The 18,857-nt window shown below is 59.9% G+C and carries 16 protein-coding genes; 14 read left to right on the top strand and 2 right to left on the bottom strand.

Annotation, left to right across the window (positions count from 1 at the left end):
- Window positions 1-1,020: small ribosomal subunit biogenesis GTPase RsgA (gene rsgA, locus B3N48_RS25210; RefSeq protein ID WP_296188328.1), on the bottom strand; the 1,020-nt coding region annotated here is incomplete at its 3' end.
- A 112-nt stretch (window positions 1,021-1,132) separates the two neighbouring features.
- Between rsgA and orn the strand changes: the two genes are divergently transcribed.
- Together orn and B3N48_RS25200 are read left to right on the top strand one after the other, a co-directional pair.
- On the top strand, window positions 1,133-1,669 hold the full coding sequence (orn, locus tag B3N48_RS25205) for an oligoribonuclease (RefSeq protein WP_296188327.1): 537 nt from the start codon (window positions 1,133-1,135) through the stop codon (window positions 1,667-1,669).
- Window positions 1,670-1,804: 135 nt separating this feature from the next.
- Entirely contained in the window at window positions 1,805-2,416 is a 612-nt protein-coding gene (locus B3N48_RS25200; RefSeq protein WP_296188324.1) for a trimeric intracellular cation channel family protein, read from the top strand.
- 115 nt (window positions 2,417-2,531) lie between these two features.
- On the opposite strand, the gene queG is transcribed toward B3N48_RS25200, so the two are convergent.
- The gene (queG, locus tag B3N48_RS25195) at window positions 2,532-3,641 is read right to left on the bottom strand and encodes a tRNA epoxyqueuosine(34) reductase QueG (RefSeq protein ID WP_296188322.1); all 1,110 of its coding nucleotides are present in this window, start codon (window positions 3,639-3,641) and stop codon (window positions 2,532-2,534) included.
- Window positions 3,642-3,703: 62 nt separating this feature from the next.
- On the opposite strand from queG, the gene B3N48_RS25190 reads away from it, so the two are divergent.
- The 12 genes from B3N48_RS25190 (at window position 3,704) to B3N48_RS25135 (ending at window position 18,790) form a co-directional block, all read left to right on the top strand.
- Complete coding sequence (locus B3N48_RS25190; protein WP_296188321.1) at window positions 3,704-5,200, top strand: NAD(P)H-hydrate dehydratase; 1,497 nt, start codon at window positions 3,704-3,706, stop codon at window positions 5,198-5,200.
- On the top strand, window positions 5,188-5,658 hold the full coding sequence (gene tsaE / locus B3N48_RS25185) for a tRNA (adenosine(37)-N6)-threonylcarbamoyltransferase complex ATPase subunit type 1 TsaE (RefSeq protein ID WP_296188319.1): 471 nt from the start codon (window positions 5,188-5,190) through the stop codon (window positions 5,656-5,658). Before B3N48_RS25190 ends, tsaE begins: the two co-directional genes overlap by 13 nt.
- A 2-nt stretch (window positions 5,659-5,660) precedes the next feature.
- Window positions 5,661-7,100, top strand: coding sequence for an N-acetylmuramoyl-L-alanine amidase (locus B3N48_RS25180; RefSeq protein WP_296188317.1), 1,440 nt, complete (start codon window positions 5,661-5,663; stop codon window positions 7,098-7,100).
- 8 nt (window positions 7,101-7,108) lie between these two features.
- Window positions 7,109-9,094 carry a DNA mismatch repair endonuclease MutL gene (gene mutL, locus B3N48_RS25175; RefSeq protein WP_296188343.1) on the top strand — a complete coding sequence of 662 codons (1,986 nt, stop codon included), beginning with the start codon at window positions 7,109-7,111 and terminating at the stop codon, window positions 9,092-9,094.
- Entirely contained in the window at window positions 9,094-10,065 is a 972-nt protein-coding gene (gene miaA / locus B3N48_RS25170) for a tRNA (adenosine(37)-N6)-dimethylallyltransferase MiaA (RefSeq protein WP_296188315.1), read from the top strand. Before mutL ends, miaA begins: the two co-directional genes overlap by 1 nt.
- A gap of 90 nt (window positions 10,066-10,155) precedes the next feature.
- Window positions 10,156-10,416, top strand: coding sequence for an RNA chaperone Hfq (gene hfq / locus B3N48_RS25165; protein WP_062379035.1), 261 nt, complete (start codon window positions 10,156-10,158; stop codon window positions 10,414-10,416).
- Window positions 10,417-10,428: 12 nt separating this feature from the next.
- Window positions 10,429-11,730 (top strand): ribosome rescue GTPase HflX, encoded by a 1,302-nt coding sequence (gene hflX, locus B3N48_RS25160; protein ID WP_296188312.1) that lies wholly within the window; start codon window positions 10,429-10,431, stop codon window positions 11,728-11,730.
- A gap of 96 nt (window positions 11,731-11,826) precedes the next feature.
- Entirely contained in the window at window positions 11,827-13,008 is a 1,182-nt protein-coding gene (hflK, locus tag B3N48_RS25155) for an FtsH protease activity modulator HflK (protein ID WP_296188309.1), read from the top strand.
- The gene (gene hflC / locus B3N48_RS25150) at window positions 13,008-13,877 is read left to right on the top strand and encodes a protease modulator HflC (RefSeq protein WP_296188307.1); all 870 of its coding nucleotides are present in this window, start codon (window positions 13,008-13,010) and stop codon (window positions 13,875-13,877) included. The genes hflK and hflC overlap by 1 nt, the downstream gene beginning before the upstream one ends.
- Before the next feature lie 292 nt (window positions 13,878-14,169).
- Entirely contained in the window at window positions 14,170-15,357 is a 1,188-nt protein-coding gene (locus tag B3N48_RS25145) for an ATP phosphoribosyltransferase regulatory subunit (protein WP_296188306.1), read from the top strand.
- A gap of 54 nt (window positions 15,358-15,411) precedes the next feature.
- On the top strand, window positions 15,412-16,704 hold the full coding sequence (locus B3N48_RS25140) for an adenylosuccinate synthase (protein ID WP_296188304.1): 1,293 nt from the start codon (window positions 15,412-15,414) through the stop codon (window positions 16,702-16,704).
- Between the two features lie 151 nt (window positions 16,705-16,855).
- Window positions 16,856-18,790 (top strand): methyl-accepting chemotaxis protein, encoded by a 1,935-nt coding sequence (locus B3N48_RS25135; RefSeq protein ID WP_296188302.1) that lies wholly within the window; start codon window positions 16,856-16,858, stop codon window positions 18,788-18,790.
- The last annotated feature ends 67 nt before the right edge of the window (window positions 18,791-18,857 follow it).

Genomic DNA, 18,857 nt, shown 5'->3' with positions numbered 1-18,857 from the left:
ATCCGGCAAACTCGCGATGATCGAGCGGTAGCTGTTCATCCGTTGCTGCTGCACGGTGCCATCTTCCAGGCCTTTGAGCAGGGCACAGCCGGGTTCGCGGTCATGTTTGCAGTCGCGGAAGCGGCAGCGGCCGATCAGGTCGTTGAATTCGATGAACCCGGCTTCGACGTCGGCACGACTCACATGACCCAAGCCGAATTCGCGGATGCCGGGGGAGTCGATCAGGTCGCCGCCTCGGGGGAAGTGGAACAGGCGGGCGGTGGTTGTGGTGTGCGTGCCTTGCCCGGAATATTCCGACAACGGCCCGACCCGCGTGCCGACTTCCGGCAGGAGACTATTGACCAGCGACGATTTGCCCACCCCCGATTGACCGACGAACACGCTGATGTGACTGTCGAGCAGGTCTTGCAACTGTTGCATGCCGTCGCCGTGATGGGCCGACACTTCCAGCACTGGGTAGCCCAATGTCCGATACACCGCCAGCAGTGCGTTTAACGCCGGGGCGTTCTCGTCATTGATCAGGTCGAATTTGTTCAGCAGCAACAACGGGCGAATGCCTGCATGCTCTGCGGCCACCAGATAGCGGTCGATCAGGTTGGCGTGAGGCTCGGGCGCGGGCGCGAATACGATAACGATCATGTCGACGTTGGCGGCCACCGGCTTGAGCTGGCCGCGCGTATCAGGGCGGCACAGCTCGGTGTTGCGCGGCAACTGGGCGACGATCACGCCAATGCCCTGATTGCCCGCACGCCAGACGACCTTGTCCCCTGTCACCAGGGCCGGCAGATTGGCGCGCAAGTGACACCGAAACACCTGACCGCTGAGCTCACCTTCTTGCGCCTCGACTTCCACCTGAACACCGAAATGCGCGATGACCAGTCCCGTCTGCTCGGGACCCAGGTCACCGCCTTCCAGCGTTTCAAGGGCTTGCGATTCACGTTTGGCGGCACGGGCAGCGCGCTCGCCTTGAATCTTTTCGATGCGCCAGTTCTGGCGGCGGTTGAGTTGGCGTTTGGCCATGGGTGTTCAGTGATCCGTTTTATGAAACGTAAAGCTGCTGATTGAGTGAAACGCCGGGAGTCTAACACGCCTACCTACGCTAAACTGCGCGCCTACGCTTAGGAGCCGACATATGCAGAACAAGCAGAATCTGATCTGGATCGACCTGGAAATGACCGGTCTGGACCCTGATACCGACGTCATCATCGAAATGGCGACCATCATCACCGACAGCGAATTGAACACGCTGGCCGAAGGCCCGGTCATCGCCGTGCATCAAAGCGATGAGCTGCTCAATGGCATGGACGAGTGGAACACCCGTCAGCACGGCGGTTCGGGCCTGACCCAACGCGTGCGCGAGAGCACGATTTCCACTGCCGAAGCCGAAGCCCTGACATTGGACTTCATCAAACAATGGGTGCCCGAGCGCAGCTCGCCGATCTGCGGCAACAGCATCTGTCAGGATCGGCGCTTCCTTTATAAGCGCATGCCGATTCTGGAAAACTATTTCCACTACCGCAACCTCGACGTCTCGACGCTCAAGGAGCTGGCCGCGCGCTGGTCGCCGGAGCTGAAATTCAAGAAAGGCAGCACCCACCTCGCATTGGACGACATTCGTGAATCCATCGCCGAGCTGCGGTTCTATCGCGAGCATTTCATCAAGGTCTGACTCGTCCTGTAGGCGCTCGCTTGCCGTGATAACAGCGTCCCGGTTAACCAATACTTGGCCGGTAACAAGCTATCGCGGGCAAGCAAGCGCCTGAAGCGTTCTCGTTACGCCGCCTTTTTCGCACGGATCGCCACCATGCTGCTGATGCTTTATCTGATCGCTATCACTGCCGAAGCCATGACCGGCGCGCTGTCAGCTGGCCGTCGGGGCATGGATTGGTTCGGTGTGGTGCTGATCGCCTGCATTACGGCGCTGGGTGGCGGTTCGGTGCGCGACGTGCTGCTGGGGCACTACCCGCTGACGTGGGTTAAACATCCTGAATACTTGATTCTCACGACGGTCGCGGCGCTGTTGACGATCTTGATCGCGCCGCTCATGCGCCATCTGCGCTCGCTGTTCCTGGTGCTTGACGCCCTAGGTCTGGTGGCATTCACGATCATCGGCTGCACCACGGCCCTGGACATGGGATTGGGCATGATGGTCGCGGCAGTCAGCGGCGTGATCACCGGAACCTTTGGCGGCATCCTGCGCGATATCTTCTGTAACGATATCCCGCTGATCTTCCGACGCGAGCTGTATGCCAGTGTCTCGTTCGCAGCGGCCTGGTGCTTTTTGCTGTGTCAGTGGCAGGGTTTGCCCATCGAACAAGGCACGCTGATTACGCTGTCGGGTGGGTTGCTGCTGCGTCTGTTGGCGATTCGATATCGATGGGAAATGCCCAAGTTTGTGTACAAGGACGGGCATTGAGTTTGAGACTGAGTGCAGACGTCCGTACGAGTGAGCTCGCTCGCGATGCTTCGACACATTCAAAGATGCAGCGTATGAAAGGACCCTATCGCGAGCACGCTCACTCCTACAGGCTTTACGTTGGCTGACAGATGCCGTGCTGTCGCAACGCCCACTCTACATGCTCGCGCACCATCTCTGACGGGTGCTCGCGTCGCGCTTTCAAAGCCTCAATAACCGGAATTGACGAAGGTGCATTGCCGAGCCCGACGGCCAGGTTTCTCAGCCAACGCTCATACCCCGCGCGTCGCAGTGGCGAACCTTCGGTGTTGCTGAGGAAAGTGTCTTCGTCCCACAAAAACAGCGTCGTCAGTTCGGCGTTGTCGAGGCCATGGCGTGGTTTGAAATCGTTCTGATCTGTGGGGCGGGCAAAGCGGTTCCAGGGGCAAACGATCTGGCAGTCGTCACAGCCAAATACCCGATTGCCGATCATTGAACGCAGTTCCTCGGGAATCGACGTCTTCAGCTCGATGGTCAGGTAGGAGATGCAGCGCCGGGCGTCCAGCACGTATGGCCCAATGAAGGCGTTGGTCGGGCACACGTCCAGGCAGGCCGTGCAACGACCGCAATGTTCGGACACATGGGGGGCGTCGGTCGGCAGGGGGAGATCGACGAACAACTCGCTCAGGAAAAAGTAACTCCCGGCTTTACGATTGAGCACCAGCGTGTTTTTGCCAATCCAGCCGAGCCCGGCTTGTTCGGCAATCGCCTTTTCCAGGACCGGTGCGCTGTCGACGAACGCCCGAAAACCAAAGGCTCCGATCACCTGCTGAATGCGCTCGGCGAGTTGTTGCACGCGTTTGCGGATGAGTTTGTGATAATCGCGGCCTAACGCATAGCGCGACACGTAGGCCTTTTCCGGCTGAGCGAGTAACTGCGCCATTTGCGTATCGCCCGGCAGATAATCCATGCGCAGCGAGACAACCCGCAGCGTGCCCGGCACCAGTTCGTCCGGATGCGAACGTTTGCTGCCGTGCGCTGCCATATAGTCCATCTCGCCGTGATACCCGGCTTCGAGCCAGCGCTCCAGATGCTGCTCATGTTCCGCCAGATCCAGCCCCGAGATGCCCACTTGTTGAAAGCCGAGTTCGCGCCCCCATTCCTTGATCGATTGGGCAAGTTCGGACAACGCCGCGGCCGACAAGGGCGCGGAATGTGTGGCTGGATCTACAGTAATCGCGGACATGCAAGGAGGACACCGGGGCGCAGGTGCGTATAATTCTGCCAGACATCGGAGCCCAAAGACGCATGTTGCACAGCAAACCGCCATTTCCCGACGCACTGTACAGCGCCGCACAGGTCCGCGACCTTGACGCTCGCCTGATCGCCGCCGGCACGCCCGGCTTCGAGCTCATGCACCGTGCCGCACACGCCGCCTGGCGCGCGATACGTCGCCACTGGCCTGATGGCCGGCAACTCACTGTACTGGTAGGCCATGGCAACAACGCGGGCGATGGCTATTTGATTGCGGCCTTGGCCAAACGCGCAGGCTGGCAGGTAACCGTATTGGCCGTAGGCGATTGCTCGGCGCTGAGGGGTGATGCCCAAGCTGCTTATCAAGAAGCATCGAGCGATCAGGTGGACATTCGGCCGTGGCAGCCACAGGCGCTGGGTGGGATTGTGGTGGATGCCCTGCTCGGAACCGGACTGCGCGGCGATATTCGCGACCCTTATGCGTCGGTCATCCAGGCCGTCAACGACAGCGGCCTGCCGGTGGTGGCGGTCGATATCCCGTCGGGGCTGTGCGCGGACACCGGCCGGAGCCTTGGGGTAGCGGTACGTGCTGACCTGACCGTGACGTTCATCGGCCTCAAAGTCGGCCTGTTCACGGGCGATGCGCCGGACCTCGTCGGCGAGTTGGTGTTTGACGACCTGCAGGCTGATACCAGCATTGTCGAGCAGGCCCCTGTCAGCGTTAAGCGTCTTGATACCTTTAATTTGCCAACCCTTAAATCGCGTCCGCGCACCGCCCATAAAGGCATGTTTGGCCGCGTATTGGTCATAGGGGGCGACCTCGGTTTTGGTGGCGCAGCGCTGCTGTCCACTGAAAGCACCTTACGCAGCGGTGCGGGCATGGTCACGCTGGCGACCCGGCCGGAACACATCAGCGCTGCCTTAACGCGCTTTCCGGAAGTCATGAGCGCTGGCATCAGCTCGGCCAATCAACTCATGGCCTTGATCGAACCCGCCACAGTCTTGGTCGTTGGACCGGGGCTAGGACAGCACAGCTGGGGGCGGAGTCTGTTGTCCGCAGCGGCCAATGCTGACCGGCCTCAAGTCTGGGACGCTGACGCGCTGAACCAGCTGGCGGCCGGGTGGGTGGAGTTACCTACGGGCTGCGTGATCACCCCACACCCTGGCGAGGCGGCGCGTCTGCTGGACGTGAGTACTCAAGACGTCCAGGCCGACCGCCCTTCGGCGGCCAGGGCGCTGGCGCAAAAATTCAACGCCGTGTGTGTGCTGAAAGGCAGCGGCAGTCTGATCGCCGATCCCGCAGGCGACCTGGCGCTGGTTGATCATGGCCATCCGGCCATGGCGACCGGCGGTTTGGGTGACGTGCTGGCGGGCGTCATTGGCGCGTTGCTGGCGCAAAAGATGCCGCCGTTCGAGGCCGCCTGTCTTGGGGTTTGGTTGCATGCAGTGGCCGGAGAGCAATGCGGCGCCAGCGGTCGGGGGATGGCTGCCACTGATCTGATTCCTGTCATTCGCACGCTCTTAGAGGAACAACAACCGTGTCTGAGTTAACCCTGCACCTGGCGGGTGAAGAAGCAATGACCGACTTTGGTGCGCGAATTGCCCAAGTCACTGAAAGCAATGGGATTATTTTTCTTGAAGGTGATTTAGGTGCAGGCAAGACCACCTTGTCGCGAGGAATCATCCGTGGATTGGGCCATGCAGGCGCAGTAAAAAGCCCGACGTTCACCCTCGTAGAACCTTACGAGATTGGGAGAAATCGCGCGTATCACTTTGATCTTTACCGACTTGTAGATCCAGAAGAGCTAGAATTCCTCGGCATACGGGATTACTTCGAAGGGGAGGCCCTTTGCCTGATCGAGTGGCCCACTCTCGGTGCGGGCTTTTTGCCAAAGCCTGACCTGATCATTACCATTAGGCCGCACGCGGAAGGTCGAGCGCTGACTCTGAGCCCTGAAAGCTCGCGCGGTGAGAAATGGTGTGCCGCTTTGGCTTTGGAATTCAAATAGATATGGGGTTAGGTATGCGCATGCGCGCGCTGGTTACTGTGATTGGACTGCTGCTGACGACCCTGGCCGTCGATGCGTTGGCCGCTTCACAGGTACGAAGTGTCCGCTTATGGCGTGCTCCGGATAACACCCGACTGGTGTTCGACCTGTCTGGCCCGGTTCAGCACAGCGTCTTCACCCTTCAGTCTCCGGACCGTCTGGTCATTGACATCAATGGCGCGACGCTGGGCGGCGCGCTGAACATCCCGACGGCCAATACGCCGATTACCAGCATGCGTTCGGCACAGCGCACGCCGGACGACCTGCGTGTGGTCATTGACCTGAAAAAGGCTGTGACCCCAAAGAGCTTCACGCTGGCGCCGAACCAGCAGTACGGCAACCGGCTGGTGGTCGACCTTTATGACAACCCCTCCGACGCCAATCCGCCCCCGTCAGTGGCCGACACCCCTGCCACGGTGGCGCCCGCTGCGCCTGCGGTGCCGGTCAGCCCGTCTAAACCTGAAATCAAGCTCCCGCCCGTGCCTAACGGTAAGCGCGACATCGTTGTGGTCATCGATGCCGGACACGGCGGTGAAGATCCGGGGGCGTCGGGCAGTCGCGGGGAGAAAGAAAAGAACGTGGTACTGTCCATCGCCAAGGAGTTGCAGCGTCAAGTCAATGCCGAGAAAGGCTACCGCGCTGAGCTGACCCGTACGGGCGATTACTTCATCCCTCTGCGCAAGCGGACGGAAATCGCCCGAGCAAAGGGGGCTGACCTGTTCGTGTCCATTCACGCTGACGCTGCACCGTCCTCGGCGGCGTTCGGCGCATCGGTGTTCGCGTTGTCCGAACGGGGTGCCACCTCCGAAACTGCGCGCTGGCTCGCGGACAGCGAAAACCGTTCCGACTTGATCGGCGGCGCAGGCGCTGTGAGTCTTGACGACAAAGACCGCATGCTCGCAGGCGTCTTGCTCGATTTGTCGATGACCGCGTCGCTGACCTCAAGCCTCAATGTCGGGCAGAAAGTCCTGACCAACATCGGCCGCGTGACGTCGCTGCACAAGGCACGGGTCGAGCAGGCGGGCTTCATGGTGCTCAAGTCGCCTGACATCCCGTCGATCCTGGTGGAAACCGGCTTCATCTCCAACGCTGCCGAGGCCAACAAGCTCCAGGGCGCCAGCCATCAACAGGCCTTGGCGCGCTCGATCACGGCGGGCGTGAAACAGTTCTTCCAGCAAAACCCGCCGCAGGGCACTTACATCGCCTGGTTGCGGGACAACGGCAAGCTGGCCATGGGGCCGCGTGAACACATGGTGCGGCCGGGTGAGTCACTGAGCATGATCTCTGCCCGCTACGACATGAGCATGGCGACGCTGCGTTCGGCCAATCACCTGAAGTCCGATGAATTGAAGGTCGGCCAGCAACTGAAGATTCCGAGTACGGAATTGGCAGGTGAGCCGTGACGGATCTGTTGCTCGATGAGCAGGGTTTCGACGTTAGCCCCGGTGCTGTCCTCCCGACTGCCGACGCTGCGCGCATTCAGCTGCTGAGCCCGCGACTGGCAAACCAGATTGCGGCGGGGGAAGTGGTCGAGCGCCCGGCGTCGGTTATCAAAGAGTTGCTGGAAAACAGCCTTGATTCCGGCGCTCGTCGCATTGATGTCGACGTCGAACAGGCGGGCATCAAATTACTGCGCGTTCGCGACGATGGCGGCGGCATTTCTTCCGATGACCTGCCACTGGCGCTGGCACGTCACGCCACCAGCAAGATTCGTGAGCTGGAAGACCTCGAGCGGGTCATGAGTCTTGGGTTTCGGGGCGAAGCTCTGGCCTCGATCAGCTCCGTGGCCCGTTTGACCCTGACCTCTCGCACTCGGGATGCTGAACAGGCCTGGCAAGTGGAAACCGAGGGCCGTGACATGGCGTCTCGCGTTCAACCGGCTGCGCACCCGGTGGGCACGTCGGTAGAAGTGCGTGACCTGTTCTTCAATACGCCTGCCCGGCGCAAATTCCTCAAGGCCGAAAAAACCGAGTTCGATCACCTCCAGGAAGTGATCAAGCGCATGGCGTTGGCGCGTTTTGACGTTGCTTTTCATCTGCGCCACAACGGCAAAACCATTCTTAGCCTTCACGAAGCCCGCGATGACGTGGCCCGAGCGCGGCGCGTTTCCGCGGTCTGCGGTCCGGGCTTTCTCGAGCAGGCGCTGCCGATCGAAGTCGAACGTAATGGCTTGAAGCTTTGGGGGTGGGTCGGGTTGCCGACGTTTTCTCGCAGTCAGGCCGACTTGCAATATTTCTTCGTCAACGGCCGGGCGGTCCGCGACAAGCTGGTCGCCCACGCGGTCCGCCAGGCCTACCGAGACGTGCTGTTCAATGGTCGTCATCCGACCTTCGTGCTGTTTTTCGAGGTCGATCCTGCTGTGGTCGACGTCAACGTGCACCCGACCAAGCACGAAGTCCGCTTCCGCGACGGACGCATGGTGCACGACTTCCTTTATGGCACGTTGCATCGCGCGCTTGGCGATGTGCGCCCCGAAGACCAAGTGGCTGGTACGACCTCGGTCACCGCATTGGTGCGTCCGACAGGGCCCGAAGCAGGCGAGTTCGGGCCGCAAGGCGAAATGCGCCTGGCCAACAATGTGCTGGAAACTCCGCAAGGCTCGGCGTGGAATTCGCCTGACGCAGGCGCGAGCCCGGCGGCGGGCTCTGGCAGTGGCGCGGGGTATCAATATCAGTACACGCCACGTCCTTCCTCGGTGCTGCCCGCAGAAGAAGCGCGGGCGGCATACAGCGCGTTTTTTGCTCCGCTTCCGGGCGCGCAGGCGAATCCTTCCGCGACGGTTGCCGTTTCCCTGCCTGAATCTCAGGGGGACATTCCGCCGCTGGGCTACGCACTGGCTCAGCTCAAAGGTATTTATATCCTGGCCGAAAACGCCCACGGCCTGGTGTTGGTGGACATGCACGCCGCCCACGAGCGGATCATGTATGAGCGGTTGAAGGTTGCCATGGCCAGTGAGGGCCTGAGTGGCCAGCCGCTGCTGGTGCCGGAATCGATTGCGGTCAGTCAGCGTGAAGCCGACTGTGCTGAAGAGCACCTGGCGACCTTTCAGCAACTGGGGTTCGAGTTGCAGCGTCTGGGTCCTGAAAGCCTGGCGATCCGTCAGATTCCAGCCTTGCTCAAACAGGCCGAGGCCAATCGGCTGGTGCACGACGTGCTGGCCGATCTGATGGAGTACGGCACCAGCGACCGAGTGCAGGCGCACATGAACGAATTGCTCGGCACGATGGCCTGTCACGGGGCTGTGCGAGCGAATCGGCGTCTGGCAATTCCGGAAATGAACGGCCTGCTGCGTGACATGGAAAATACCGAGCGCAGCGGTCAATGCAACCACGGCCGACCGACCTGGACCCAACTGGGTCTGGACGACCTCGACAAACTGTTCCTGCGCGGTCGCTGATGAGTGCGTTTCCTCCTGCCATCTTCCTGATGGGGCCTACCGCCGCCGGCAAGACTGATCTGGCCATCGAACTGACCAAAGTGCTGCCTTGCGAGCTGATCAGCGTCGATTCAGCGCTGGTGTATCGCGGTATGGACATTGGCACCGCCAAGCCTTCGAAAGCGCTTTTGGACCAGTATCCGCACCGGTTGATCGATATCCTCGAGCCGTCGGATAGCTACTCTGCCGCGGATTTTCGTACCGACGCATTGCAGGCGATGGCTGAAATCACTGGCAAAGGAAAAATTCCCCTGCTGGTCGGTGGCACCATGTTGTATTTCAAAGCTCTATTAGAGGGGCTGGCCGACATGCCAGCGGCTGACGCCGAGGTGCGTGCGCAACTGGAAGCAGAAGCCCTCAGCCACGGCTGGCAGGCGTTGCACGATGAGCTGGGGCGTGTCGATCCGGTATCAGCGGCCAGAATTCATCCCAACGACCCGCAGCGGCTGGTGAGGGCGCTCGAGGTTTACCGGGTCAGCGGGATGAGCATGACGGCACACCGTGAGCAACAAACTGCGCAAACTGCTCAAGCTGGCGGTTCGGGGCGGCATCAATTGCCCTATACTGTCGCAAATCTCGCGATCGCTCCTCAGGATCGCAAGGTACTGCACGATCGAATCGCGTTGCGTTTCAGGCAAATGCTTGATGAAGGATTCGTTGAAGAAGTGGTGGCGTTACGTTCGAGGGGTGACCTGCACTCGAATTTACCGTCTATAAGAGCTGTAGGGTATCGCCAGGTCTGGGACCATCTCGACGGCAAGCTGACCAGGGACGAGATGCAGGAACGCGGCATCATCGCCACCCGCCAGTTGGCCAAAAGACAGTTCACCTGGTTGCGAAGCTGGGAAAATTTAAACTGGTTGGACAGCCTGGCTTGCGACAATCTGCCACGCACCTTGAAATACCTGGGATCGGTCTCCATATTGAGCTGAGTCCTTGCAATAGCCGTCTATCCTTGGGGGGTAACGGCCCAAGCCATTATTTTTGAATTTATTCTATTGATCCTTAAAGGAGTGCGGCACATGTCAAAAGGGCATTCGCTACAAGACCCTTACCTGAACACTTTGCGTAAAGAAAAGGTTGGGGTTTCGATTTATCTGGTCAACGGTATCAAGCTGCAAGGCACGATCGAGTCTTTCGACCAGTTCGTTATTTTGCTGAAAAACACTGTCAGCCAAATGGTTTACAAGCACGCCATCTCGACCGTCGTTCCGGTTCGTCCTATTCGTCTGCCAAGCGCGACCGAATCCGACCAGGCTGACGCCGAGCCAGGTAACGCCTGATAGGAGTCTGCCTTGTTCTTTGAGCGCCACGGTGGTGGTGAGCGGGCAATCCTCGTTCATTTGGATGGTCAGGACCCTGAGGCGCGCGAAGATCCGCAGGAGTTCCGAGAGTTGGCTCTTTCGGCAGGTGCCGATATCGTTGCATTCATCAACGTGCCACGGCATCGGCCAACGGCCAAATATCTGGTAGGCAGTGGCAAGGTCGAGGAATTGCGCGACCTGGTTCACGCCGAAAAGACCGATATCGTCATCTTCAATCATGTCCTTACACCCAGTCAGGAACGTAACCTCGAACGCGTTTTCGAGTGTCGCGTGCTTGACCGTACGGGCCTGATTCTCGACATCTTTGCTCAGCGCGCGCGGACTCATGAAGGTAAGTTGCAGGTCGAGCTGGCACAGCTCGAACACATGAGTACGCGTCTGGTCCGGGGATGGACACACCTTGAGCGTCAGGGCGGAGGTATCGGTCTGCGCGGTCCGGGCGAAACCCAGCTGGAGACGGACCGTCGCTTGCTAAGGGTTCGCCTGCGTCAAATCAAGAGCCGTCTGGAAAAGGTCCGCAGTCAACGCGATCAGGCCCGCCGTGGTCGTTCCCGCGCTGACATCCCGACCGTTTCCATCGTCGGATACACCAACGCCGGCAAATCGACGCTGTTCAATGCGGTGACGAATTCCGACGTCTACGCTGCTGATCAACTGTTCGCCACGCTGGACCCGACGCTGCGTCGTCTCGAACTCGACGATTTGGGACCGATCGTACTGGCAGACACGGTGGGATTCATCCGCCACCTGCCGCACAAACTGGTTGAGGCCTTCCGGGCAACCCTCGAAGAGTCGAGCAACTCCGACCTTCTGCTGCATGTGATCGACGCTCACGAGCCTGATCGCATGGAGCAGATCGAACAGGTCATGGCGGTGCTGGGCGAGATCGGAGCCCAGGACTTGCCGATACTGGAGGTCTATAACAAACTCGATTTGCTTGAGGGCGTCGAGCCGCAGATACAGCGCGATCCCGATGGCAAACCGCAGCGGGTCTGGGTTTCCGCCCATGACGGTCGCGGTCTGGACTTGCTCAAACAGGCTATCGCCGAGCTCTTGGGCAACGATTTGTTCGTCGGCACACTGTGTCTGTCGCAACGCTTCGCCCGGCTCCGGGCCCAGTTTTTCCAGCTGGGTGCGGTGCAGAGCGAAGAACACGATGATGAAGGTCAGAGCCTGTTGGCAGTACGTTTACCCCGAGTTGAATTCAATCGCCTGGTGAGTCGCGAAGGACTGCAGCCGCTGGAATTCATCGAGCAACACACTTTGCAATAAAAGCCTGAAGAAGCGGTTGTGCTGCTTCGACGGGCATTCTGTAGCATTGGTCGGCGCGCCGCGGGCGCGTCTTTGCTTTATCAGATGGAGAGCGCTATGGCTTGGAATGAGCCGGGTGGCAACTCGAATAATCAGGATCCTTGGGGTGGTAAGCGCAAGGGCGGCGACCGCAAGGGGCCACCGGATCTCGACGAGGCCTTCCGAAAGCTGCAGGAAAGCCTGAATGGGTTGTTCGGTGGTGGTAAAAAACGCAGTGGTGGCGACGGCGGTGGCAGTGGTGGCGGTTCGAGCAAGGGCGGCGGTTTTGGCCTGCTCGGTATCGGACTTGTCGTGCTGCTCGCCATTTGGCTTTACAACGCTATTTACGTGGTCGACGAGCAAGAGCAGGCAGTCGTCCTGCGTTTCGGGAAATACTATGAAACGGTCGGTTCGGGTCTGAACATCTATTTCCCGCCGTTCGATCGTAAGTATCTTGAAAACGTGACCCGCGAGCGTGCGTATAGCAAGCAGGGCCAGATGCTTACTGAAGACGAAAACATTGTCGAAGTGCCGCTGACCGTGCAGTACAAAATCACCAACCTGCAGGATTTCGTGCTGAACGTCGATCAGCCTGAAGTCAGCCTGCAGCACGCTACGGAAAGTGCCTTGCGCCATGTGGTGGGTTCGACTGCCATGGATCAGGTGCTGACCGAAGGCCGTGAGCTGATGGCAAGCGAGATCAAGGACCGCCTTCAGCGTTTCCTCGATACCTACCGCACCGGTATTACCGTGACCCAGGTGAACGTCCAGAGCGCAGCCGCGCCGCGTGAAGTTCAGGAAGCGTTCGACGACGTGATCCGCGCCCGTGAAGACGAGCAGCGGTCGCGCAACCAGGCCGAAACCTACGCCAATGGTGTGATTCCAGAAGCCCGTGGGCAGGCCCAACGCATCGTCGAAGATGCCAACGGCTACCGCGACGAAGTGGTGTCGCGCGCCAAAGGTGAGGCCGATCGCTTCACCAAACTCGTCGCTGAATACCGCAAGGCGCCGGAAGTCACCCGGGAGCGTTTGTATCTGGACACGATGCAAGAAGTGTTCAGCAACACCAGCAAGGTGCTCGTGACCGGCGACAAAGGTCAGAACAACCTGCTTTACCTGCCATTGGACAAAATGATCGAGAGCAGTCGTAGCGGTTCGACATCGTCGTCGAGCGGGGCTTCGGCCACCGCGGTGGATCCCGGCTCCCGAGCTGCGGACCTGCAACAGCAACGTGACACGCGTACTAGGGAGACTCGCTGATGAGCAATAAATCTCTGGTCGCTTTGATTGTCTGTGTCGTACTGGCCGTCGTGGCCTGGAACAGCTTTTACATCGTCGCTCAGACTGAGCGTGCGGTGCTCCTGCAATTCGGTCGTGTGGTTCAGGCCGATGTTCCGCCGGGTCTGCATGTGAAGGTTCCTTACGTGAACCAGGTGCGCAAGTTCGATGGCCGTCTGTTGACGCTGGATGCACCGACTCAGCGTTTCCTGACGCTGGAAAAGAAAGCAGTCATGGTCGATGCCTATGCCAAATGGCGCGTGAAGGACGCTGAGCGTTTCTACACCGCAACATCGGGCCTTAAGCAGATCGCCGATGAGCGCTTGTCTCGTCGTCTGGAGTCGGGCCTGCGTGACCAGTTCGGTAAGCGCACCCTGCACGAAGCCGTGTCGGGCGAGCGTGATGCATTGATGGCGGATATCACGGCCTCACTGAACAAGATGGCTGAAAAAGAGCTGGGCATCGAAGTGATCGACGTTCGCGTCAAAGCCATTGATCTGCCGAAGGAAGTGAACCGCAGCGTGTTCGAGCGCATGAGCACCGAGCGTGAGCGTGAGGCTCGTGAGCACCGCGCCAAGGGTAACGAGTTGGCAGAAGGCATTCGTGCCGACGCCGATCGTCAACGCCGCGTGCTGCTGGCCGAAGCCTATCGTGAGTCTGAAGAGGCCCGCGGTGATGGCGATGCTCAAGCCGCTGCCATTTACTCCAAGGCGTACGGTCAGGATCAGGAGTTCTATGCGTTCTACCGCAGCCTGCGTGCTTACCGCGAAAGCTTCGCCAACAAAAGTGACGTGATGGTCCTTGATCCGGGCAGCGAATTCTTTCGCTATCTGGAGAAAGCAAAACCGTAATCCAAACCCTGATCGATCACTCCGCCGGGCGGCAAAACGGCTTGGCGGGGTGATCGCACGGTAAAACGTGTGTATGATGCGGCAGCCGGGAAATTCCCGGCTTTTTTGCGTCTACACGATTGATTGGCCGTGGCGTATTTCGTGCGCGGCAGTTTTTTCGAGGACAGTGCCGCTCAAGTGGCGGCTCGATTTGTCCGGGGATGCTGCATCCTCGGACAGGGTCGCAGGCGCTGTCTGCTTCACTCAAGGCTTGCCCAAGGGTTGGCCGCCCGGATCATAGGGGAAAGGCGTAATGGCAACGGTTGACCGCTGGCTGCTGCCGGATGGCATCGAAGAAGTACTGCCGCCGGAAGCTGCGCGCATAGAAGTTGCGCGTCGTCAGGTGTTGGATCTGTTTCAGAGCTGGGGCTATGAGTTCGTCGTCACCCCGCACATCGAATATCTTGAGTCCCTGCTCACGGGAGCGGGCCAGGATCTGGACCTGCGCACCTTCAAGGTGGTCGACCCACAATCGGGTCGGCAAATGGGTTTCCGGGCGGACATCACGCCTCAGGTCGCTCGTATCGACGCGCATACCCTGCGCCGCGAAGGCCCGAGCCGTCTGTGCTACGCCGGCAGCGTGCTGCATGCTCAGCCTCGCGCTCTATCGTCCTCGCGCAGCCCGATCCAACTGGGCGCCGAATTGTACGGCGACGCCAGCCCGAGCAGCGACGTCGAAGTGATCAGCCTGATGCTGGCTATGCTTAAACTCGCCGATGTGCCTGACGTGCATATGGATCTGGGCCATGTCGGCATCTATCGTGGGCTCGCCCGTGCCGCAGGCTTGTCGGGTGAGGTCGAGCAGCAGCTGTTTGATGCGCTACAACGCAAGGCCATCGATGAGGTTATTACGCTGACCGAGAACCTGCCAGCGGATCTGGCCGCCATGCTGCGAGCGTTGGTGGATCTGTGCGGAGGCCGCGACGTGCTGGCCGCTGCGCGCGAACGTCTGGCCAGGGCGCCTGCTCCGGTCATCGACGCCCTGGATGATCTGATTGAAATTGCAGAGCGTCTGTCGGCTCGTTTCCCGGATTTGCCGTTGTATTTCGACCTCGGCGAGCTTCGCGGCTATCACTACCATACGGGCGTAGTGTTCGCGGTGTTCGTGCCCGGTGTCGGTCAGTCGATCGCTCAAGGTGGTCGTTACGATGATATCGGTGCGGATTTTGGGCGCGCGCGTCCAGCAACAGGTTTTTCCACCGATTTGAAAACCCTGGTTACGCTGGGGCAGGCGCAGATCGAGCTACCGTCTGGCGGTATCTGGATGCCTGACAGTACCGATTGGGCGCTCTGGCAGGCTGTCTGCCAGTTGCGTGCCGATGGTGAGCGCGTGGTTCAGGCGTTGCCGGGCCAGTCGGTCTCGGCAGCGAAAGAAGCCGACTGCGATCGGCATTTGATTCAGCACGGCGAGCGTTGGCAGGTTATGCCGCTGGCCTCTTGAGTTTTCCAGTCGGCGGCAGCCGGCACCCAGTTTGCGTGAATGAGGACAAGTGTTATGGGTAAGAATGTCGTAGTCCTGGGCACCCAATGGGGTGATGAGGGCAAAGGCAAGATCGTAGATCTGCTGACCGAACATGCTACCGCGGTAGTGCGCTATCAAGGCGGCCACAACGCCGGTCACACCCTGGTGATCGATGGCGAGAAAACCGTTTTGCACCTGATTCCGTCCGGTGTGCTGCGCGAAGGCGTGCAGTGCCTGATCGGTAATGGGGTGGTCGTGGCTCCTGATGCGCTCATGCGTGAAATCACCAAGCTGGAAGAGAAGGGCATTCCAGTGCGCGAGCGTCTGCGCATCAGCCCGTCCTGCCCGCTGATCCTGTCCTACCATGTGGCGCTGGACCAGGCCCGTGAAAAGGCCCGCGGCGAGCTCAAGATCGGTACGACCGGCCGTGGCATCGGCCCTGCCTACGAAGACAAGGTCGCGCGTCGCGGCCTGCGCATCGGTGACCTGTTCCACCGCGAGCGTTTCGCCGCCAAGCTGGGCGAGTTGCTGGATTACCACAACTTCGTGCTGGTCAATTACTACAAAGAGCCCGCGATCGACTTCCAGAAGACGCTCGACGAGTGCATGGAATACGCCGAGCAGCTCAAGCCAATGATGCTCGATGTCACCGCTGCCCTGCATGAAATGCGTCGCGCTGGCAAAGACATCATGTTCGAAGGCGCCCAAGGATCGCTACTGGACATCGATCATGGCACCTACCCGTACGTGACCAGCTCCAATACCACTGCCGGCGGCATTGCCACCGGTTCGGGTGTTGGGCCGATGTTCATCGACTACATTCTGGGCATCACCAAGGCTTACACCACCCGTGTTGGCTCAGGTCCGTTCCCGACCGAACTGTTCGACGACGTGGGCGCCTTTCTGGCCAAGCGGGGTCATGAGTTCGGCGCCACCACTGGCCGTGCCCGTCGTTGCGGCTGGTTCGACGCCGTTATCCTGCGTCGTGCCATCGACGTCAACAGCATTTCGGGCATCTGCCTGACCAAGCTGGACGTGCTGGACGGTCTTGAAACCATCAACATCTGTGTGGGTTACAAGAACGAAAACGGTGCCGTGATTGAAGCGCCGACCGACGCCGATAGCTATATCGGCCTGGAGCCGGTTTACGAGCAAGTCCCGGGTTGGTCGGAGTCGACGCTGGGTGCTAAAACCCTGGAAGAATTGCCAGCCAATGCGCGTGCGTACATCAAGCGCCTCGAAGAGCTGGTCGGCGCGCCGATTGACATTATTTCGACAGGTCCGGATCGCAACGAAACCATCGTATTGCGTCATCCGTTTGGCTGATAAGGCATTGAAATAAAAGAAGAAGGGTCGCTTGGGCGGCCCTTTCTTTTGCCCGACTGATAAAGGGAGTAAGAACGGCACGACCCTTGCTGGAAATATCATCAAAAGAAATGCCATCATTTTAATGGCGTTTGTGGTGGGGGAATTTCCAGTGTCAGCCGTCCTTTCGCTTCTCCGTAGCCGCTTGTTGCGGCCCGTATTCATCGCTCTCGGTATCGCCTTATTGGTGCAAGTGCTGGTGGCGGTCGCCCTGACCCGAAGCACGGTGACCGCGCTCGAGGCCGACCTGGCGACACGACTCGGTGTAGATTCGCAACACTTGTCTGGCGAGCTGGAGCAGGCGAGCCGTGACGTGACATCGAATCTTGACAGCCTTTCGCAGAATACCCGTCAGCGTTTGAGTGCTGGGCTTTCGACCCGTCTGAAGGATGAGCAGAAGCAGCTGCGCGCAACGCTGGAAGCTGATCTTAGAGATTCGGCTACCGACATGGCGGAGCTTCTCGCAGCTGTTGCCCCGCGCGCCATGTGGGATGGCGACACGCCGACCCTTTCCGAATTCGCACGCCGTGCTCAGCGCAATCCGAACGTTCTGTTTGTCGTCTATGACGATGCGCAGGGCGAACATCTGACGCGTTACCTCAACCGTGAGAATGAGTCGATCAAGTCGTTGCTCGCCAAGGGCGAAGGCGAGCGGGCGATGGATAAGGTGCTGAACGCTGCACAAAAAGATCCGTCGGTGTACTACGTCGAGGCTGTTATCAGTCCGAATGGCGTGGAAATCGGCAGGGTGAGAATGGGGGTGTCAACTGCAGCCGTCGAGGCCAACCTGGCAGCGCTCGACAAGCGTTTCGCGGCCCTCATCGGAAATGGTGAGCAGCTGGTTTCCGATAGCCTCGGCGGGGCGGCGGCAGAGAGTTCCGCAGCGTTGCGTTCCCGTTTGCAGGCCGCTCAAGGCGCAGCGTCAGCGATGGTGACCAATACCAGCTCTACGGTTCAGGCAGCGGCCGAAACCCTGCGCTGGAGGATCGGTGTAGGCCTGGTCTTGGTCGGATTAGGGGTTTTGCTGGCCTTGGCAGTGGTGCTGGGACGTCGCGTCGTACTCCGCCTGCAACTGCTCAATCGCGCATTGGATGACCTGGCAGCGGGCGAGGGCGACTTGACTAAGCGGGTCAAGCTCAACAGCAATGATGAAATTGGTGATATGGCGGCGGCGGTCAATCGTTTCGTCGACAAGCTGCAACCCATCGTCCGTGAGGCGGGCGATGTGGCGCGACAGACCGGCGTTGAAATCGGTGCTATGAGCAAACGCAACGCGGGTGCCGACGCGGCGGCCGAGTTGCAGCGCGATGAAGTTGCTGCGAGTCTTCAGGCGCTGGCGCAGATGGCCGACGAGGCCCAGGCCGAGAGTCAGGCCATGCAGGCGGCGTTGCGACAAGTCGTCGACATCCGTCAGGCCACGGATGAAAACACGCGGACTTCGGCACAAGTCGGCAATCTGATCGAGGCGCTGGCGGGGCAGGTTGAGACTGGTGCGCAGGTCATCGAGCGCCTGGCGCAGCAAAGTGAGCAGATCGAAGTGGTGCTGGAAGTGATTCACGGCATCGCCGAGCAGACCAACCTGCTCGCCCTCAACGCCGCCATTGAAGCGGCGCGTGCGGGTGAGACGGGGCGCGGGTTCGCGGTCGTAGCCGATGAAGTGCGTGCGCTGGCGAGCAAAACCCAAAGCTCGACAGGCGACATTCAGGAACACATCACCAAGCTGCAATCCGGTGCAAAAGAGGCGGTAGCCACCATCGGACTGGCGGGGCGCAAAGCCAAGGAAGGGCTGGAAGTCTTGCGCGACAGCGCCCGTTTGCAGAAAACGGTGCAAGACTCGGTCGAGCAGGTCCATGCGGCAATCGGCTTGGCCACCCGTGCAGCCGAACATCAGGCGCAAGGTGCGCAGGCGGTGCGTGGGCGCGTGGAAGTGATTCACGCCCAGGCCGAGAAGGCGGCGCAGGCCGTTGTCGAGACGACCGCCAGTGGCAAGACGTTGGATAAGCTGGCCGCGCAGTTGAAGGCGAGCCTGGGGCAATTCCGCGCTTAACCGCGTTATAAGCTGCAGCGGCCCGGCCTGGCGATGGCGGCAATCGAGAGATTGCCGTTTCCGGCAT

This window comes from Pseudomonas sp. UBA1879 (assembly GCF_002338065.1).
In the GTDB taxonomy this organism is placed as follows: Bacteria; Pseudomonadota; Gammaproteobacteria; order Pseudomonadales; family Pseudomonadaceae; genus Aquipseudomonas.
The sequence above is the reverse complement of the archived record's forward strand: the minus strand, read 5'-3'. Positions and strand labels throughout refer to the sequence as shown.

What these genes read in the sequence shown, in the direction of transcription:
- orn (WP_296188327.1), top strand. Translation starts at nt 1,133, where the DNA reads ATGCAGAACAAGCAGAATCTGATCTGGATCGACCTGGAAATGACCGGT.
- B3N48_RS25200 (WP_296188324.1), top strand. Translation starts at nt 1,805, where the DNA reads ATGCTGCTGATGCTTTATCTGATCGCTATCACTGCCGAAGCCATGACC.
- queG (WP_296188322.1), bottom strand. Translation starts at nt 3,641, where the DNA reads ATGTCCGCGATTACTGTAGATCCAGCCACACATTCCGCGCCCTTGTCG.
- B3N48_RS25190 (WP_296188321.1), top strand. Translation starts at nt 3,704, where the DNA reads ATGTTGCACAGCAAACCGCCATTTCCCGACGCACTGTACAGCGCCGCA.
- B3N48_RS25180 (WP_296188317.1), top strand. Translation starts at nt 5,661, where the DNA reads ATGGGGTTAGGTATGCGCATGCGCGCGCTGGTTACTGTGATTGGACTG.
- miaA (WP_296188315.1), top strand. Translation starts at nt 9,094, where the DNA reads ATGAGTGCGTTTCCTCCTGCCATCTTCCTGATGGGGCCTACCGCCGCC.
- hfq (WP_062379035.1), top strand. Translation starts at nt 10,156, where the DNA reads ATGTCAAAAGGGCATTCGCTACAAGACCCTTACCTGAACACTTTGCGT.
- hflK (WP_296188309.1), top strand. Translation starts at nt 11,827, where the DNA reads ATGGCTTGGAATGAGCCGGGTGGCAACTCGAATAATCAGGATCCTTGG.
- hflC (WP_296188307.1), top strand. Translation starts at nt 13,008, where the DNA reads ATGAGCAATAAATCTCTGGTCGCTTTGATTGTCTGTGTCGTACTGGCC.
- B3N48_RS25145 (WP_296188306.1), top strand. Translation starts at nt 14,170, where the DNA reads ATGGCAACGGTTGACCGCTGGCTGCTGCCGGATGGCATCGAAGAAGTA.
- B3N48_RS25140 (WP_296188304.1), top strand. Translation starts at nt 15,412, where the DNA reads ATGGGTAAGAATGTCGTAGTCCTGGGCACCCAATGGGGTGATGAGGGC.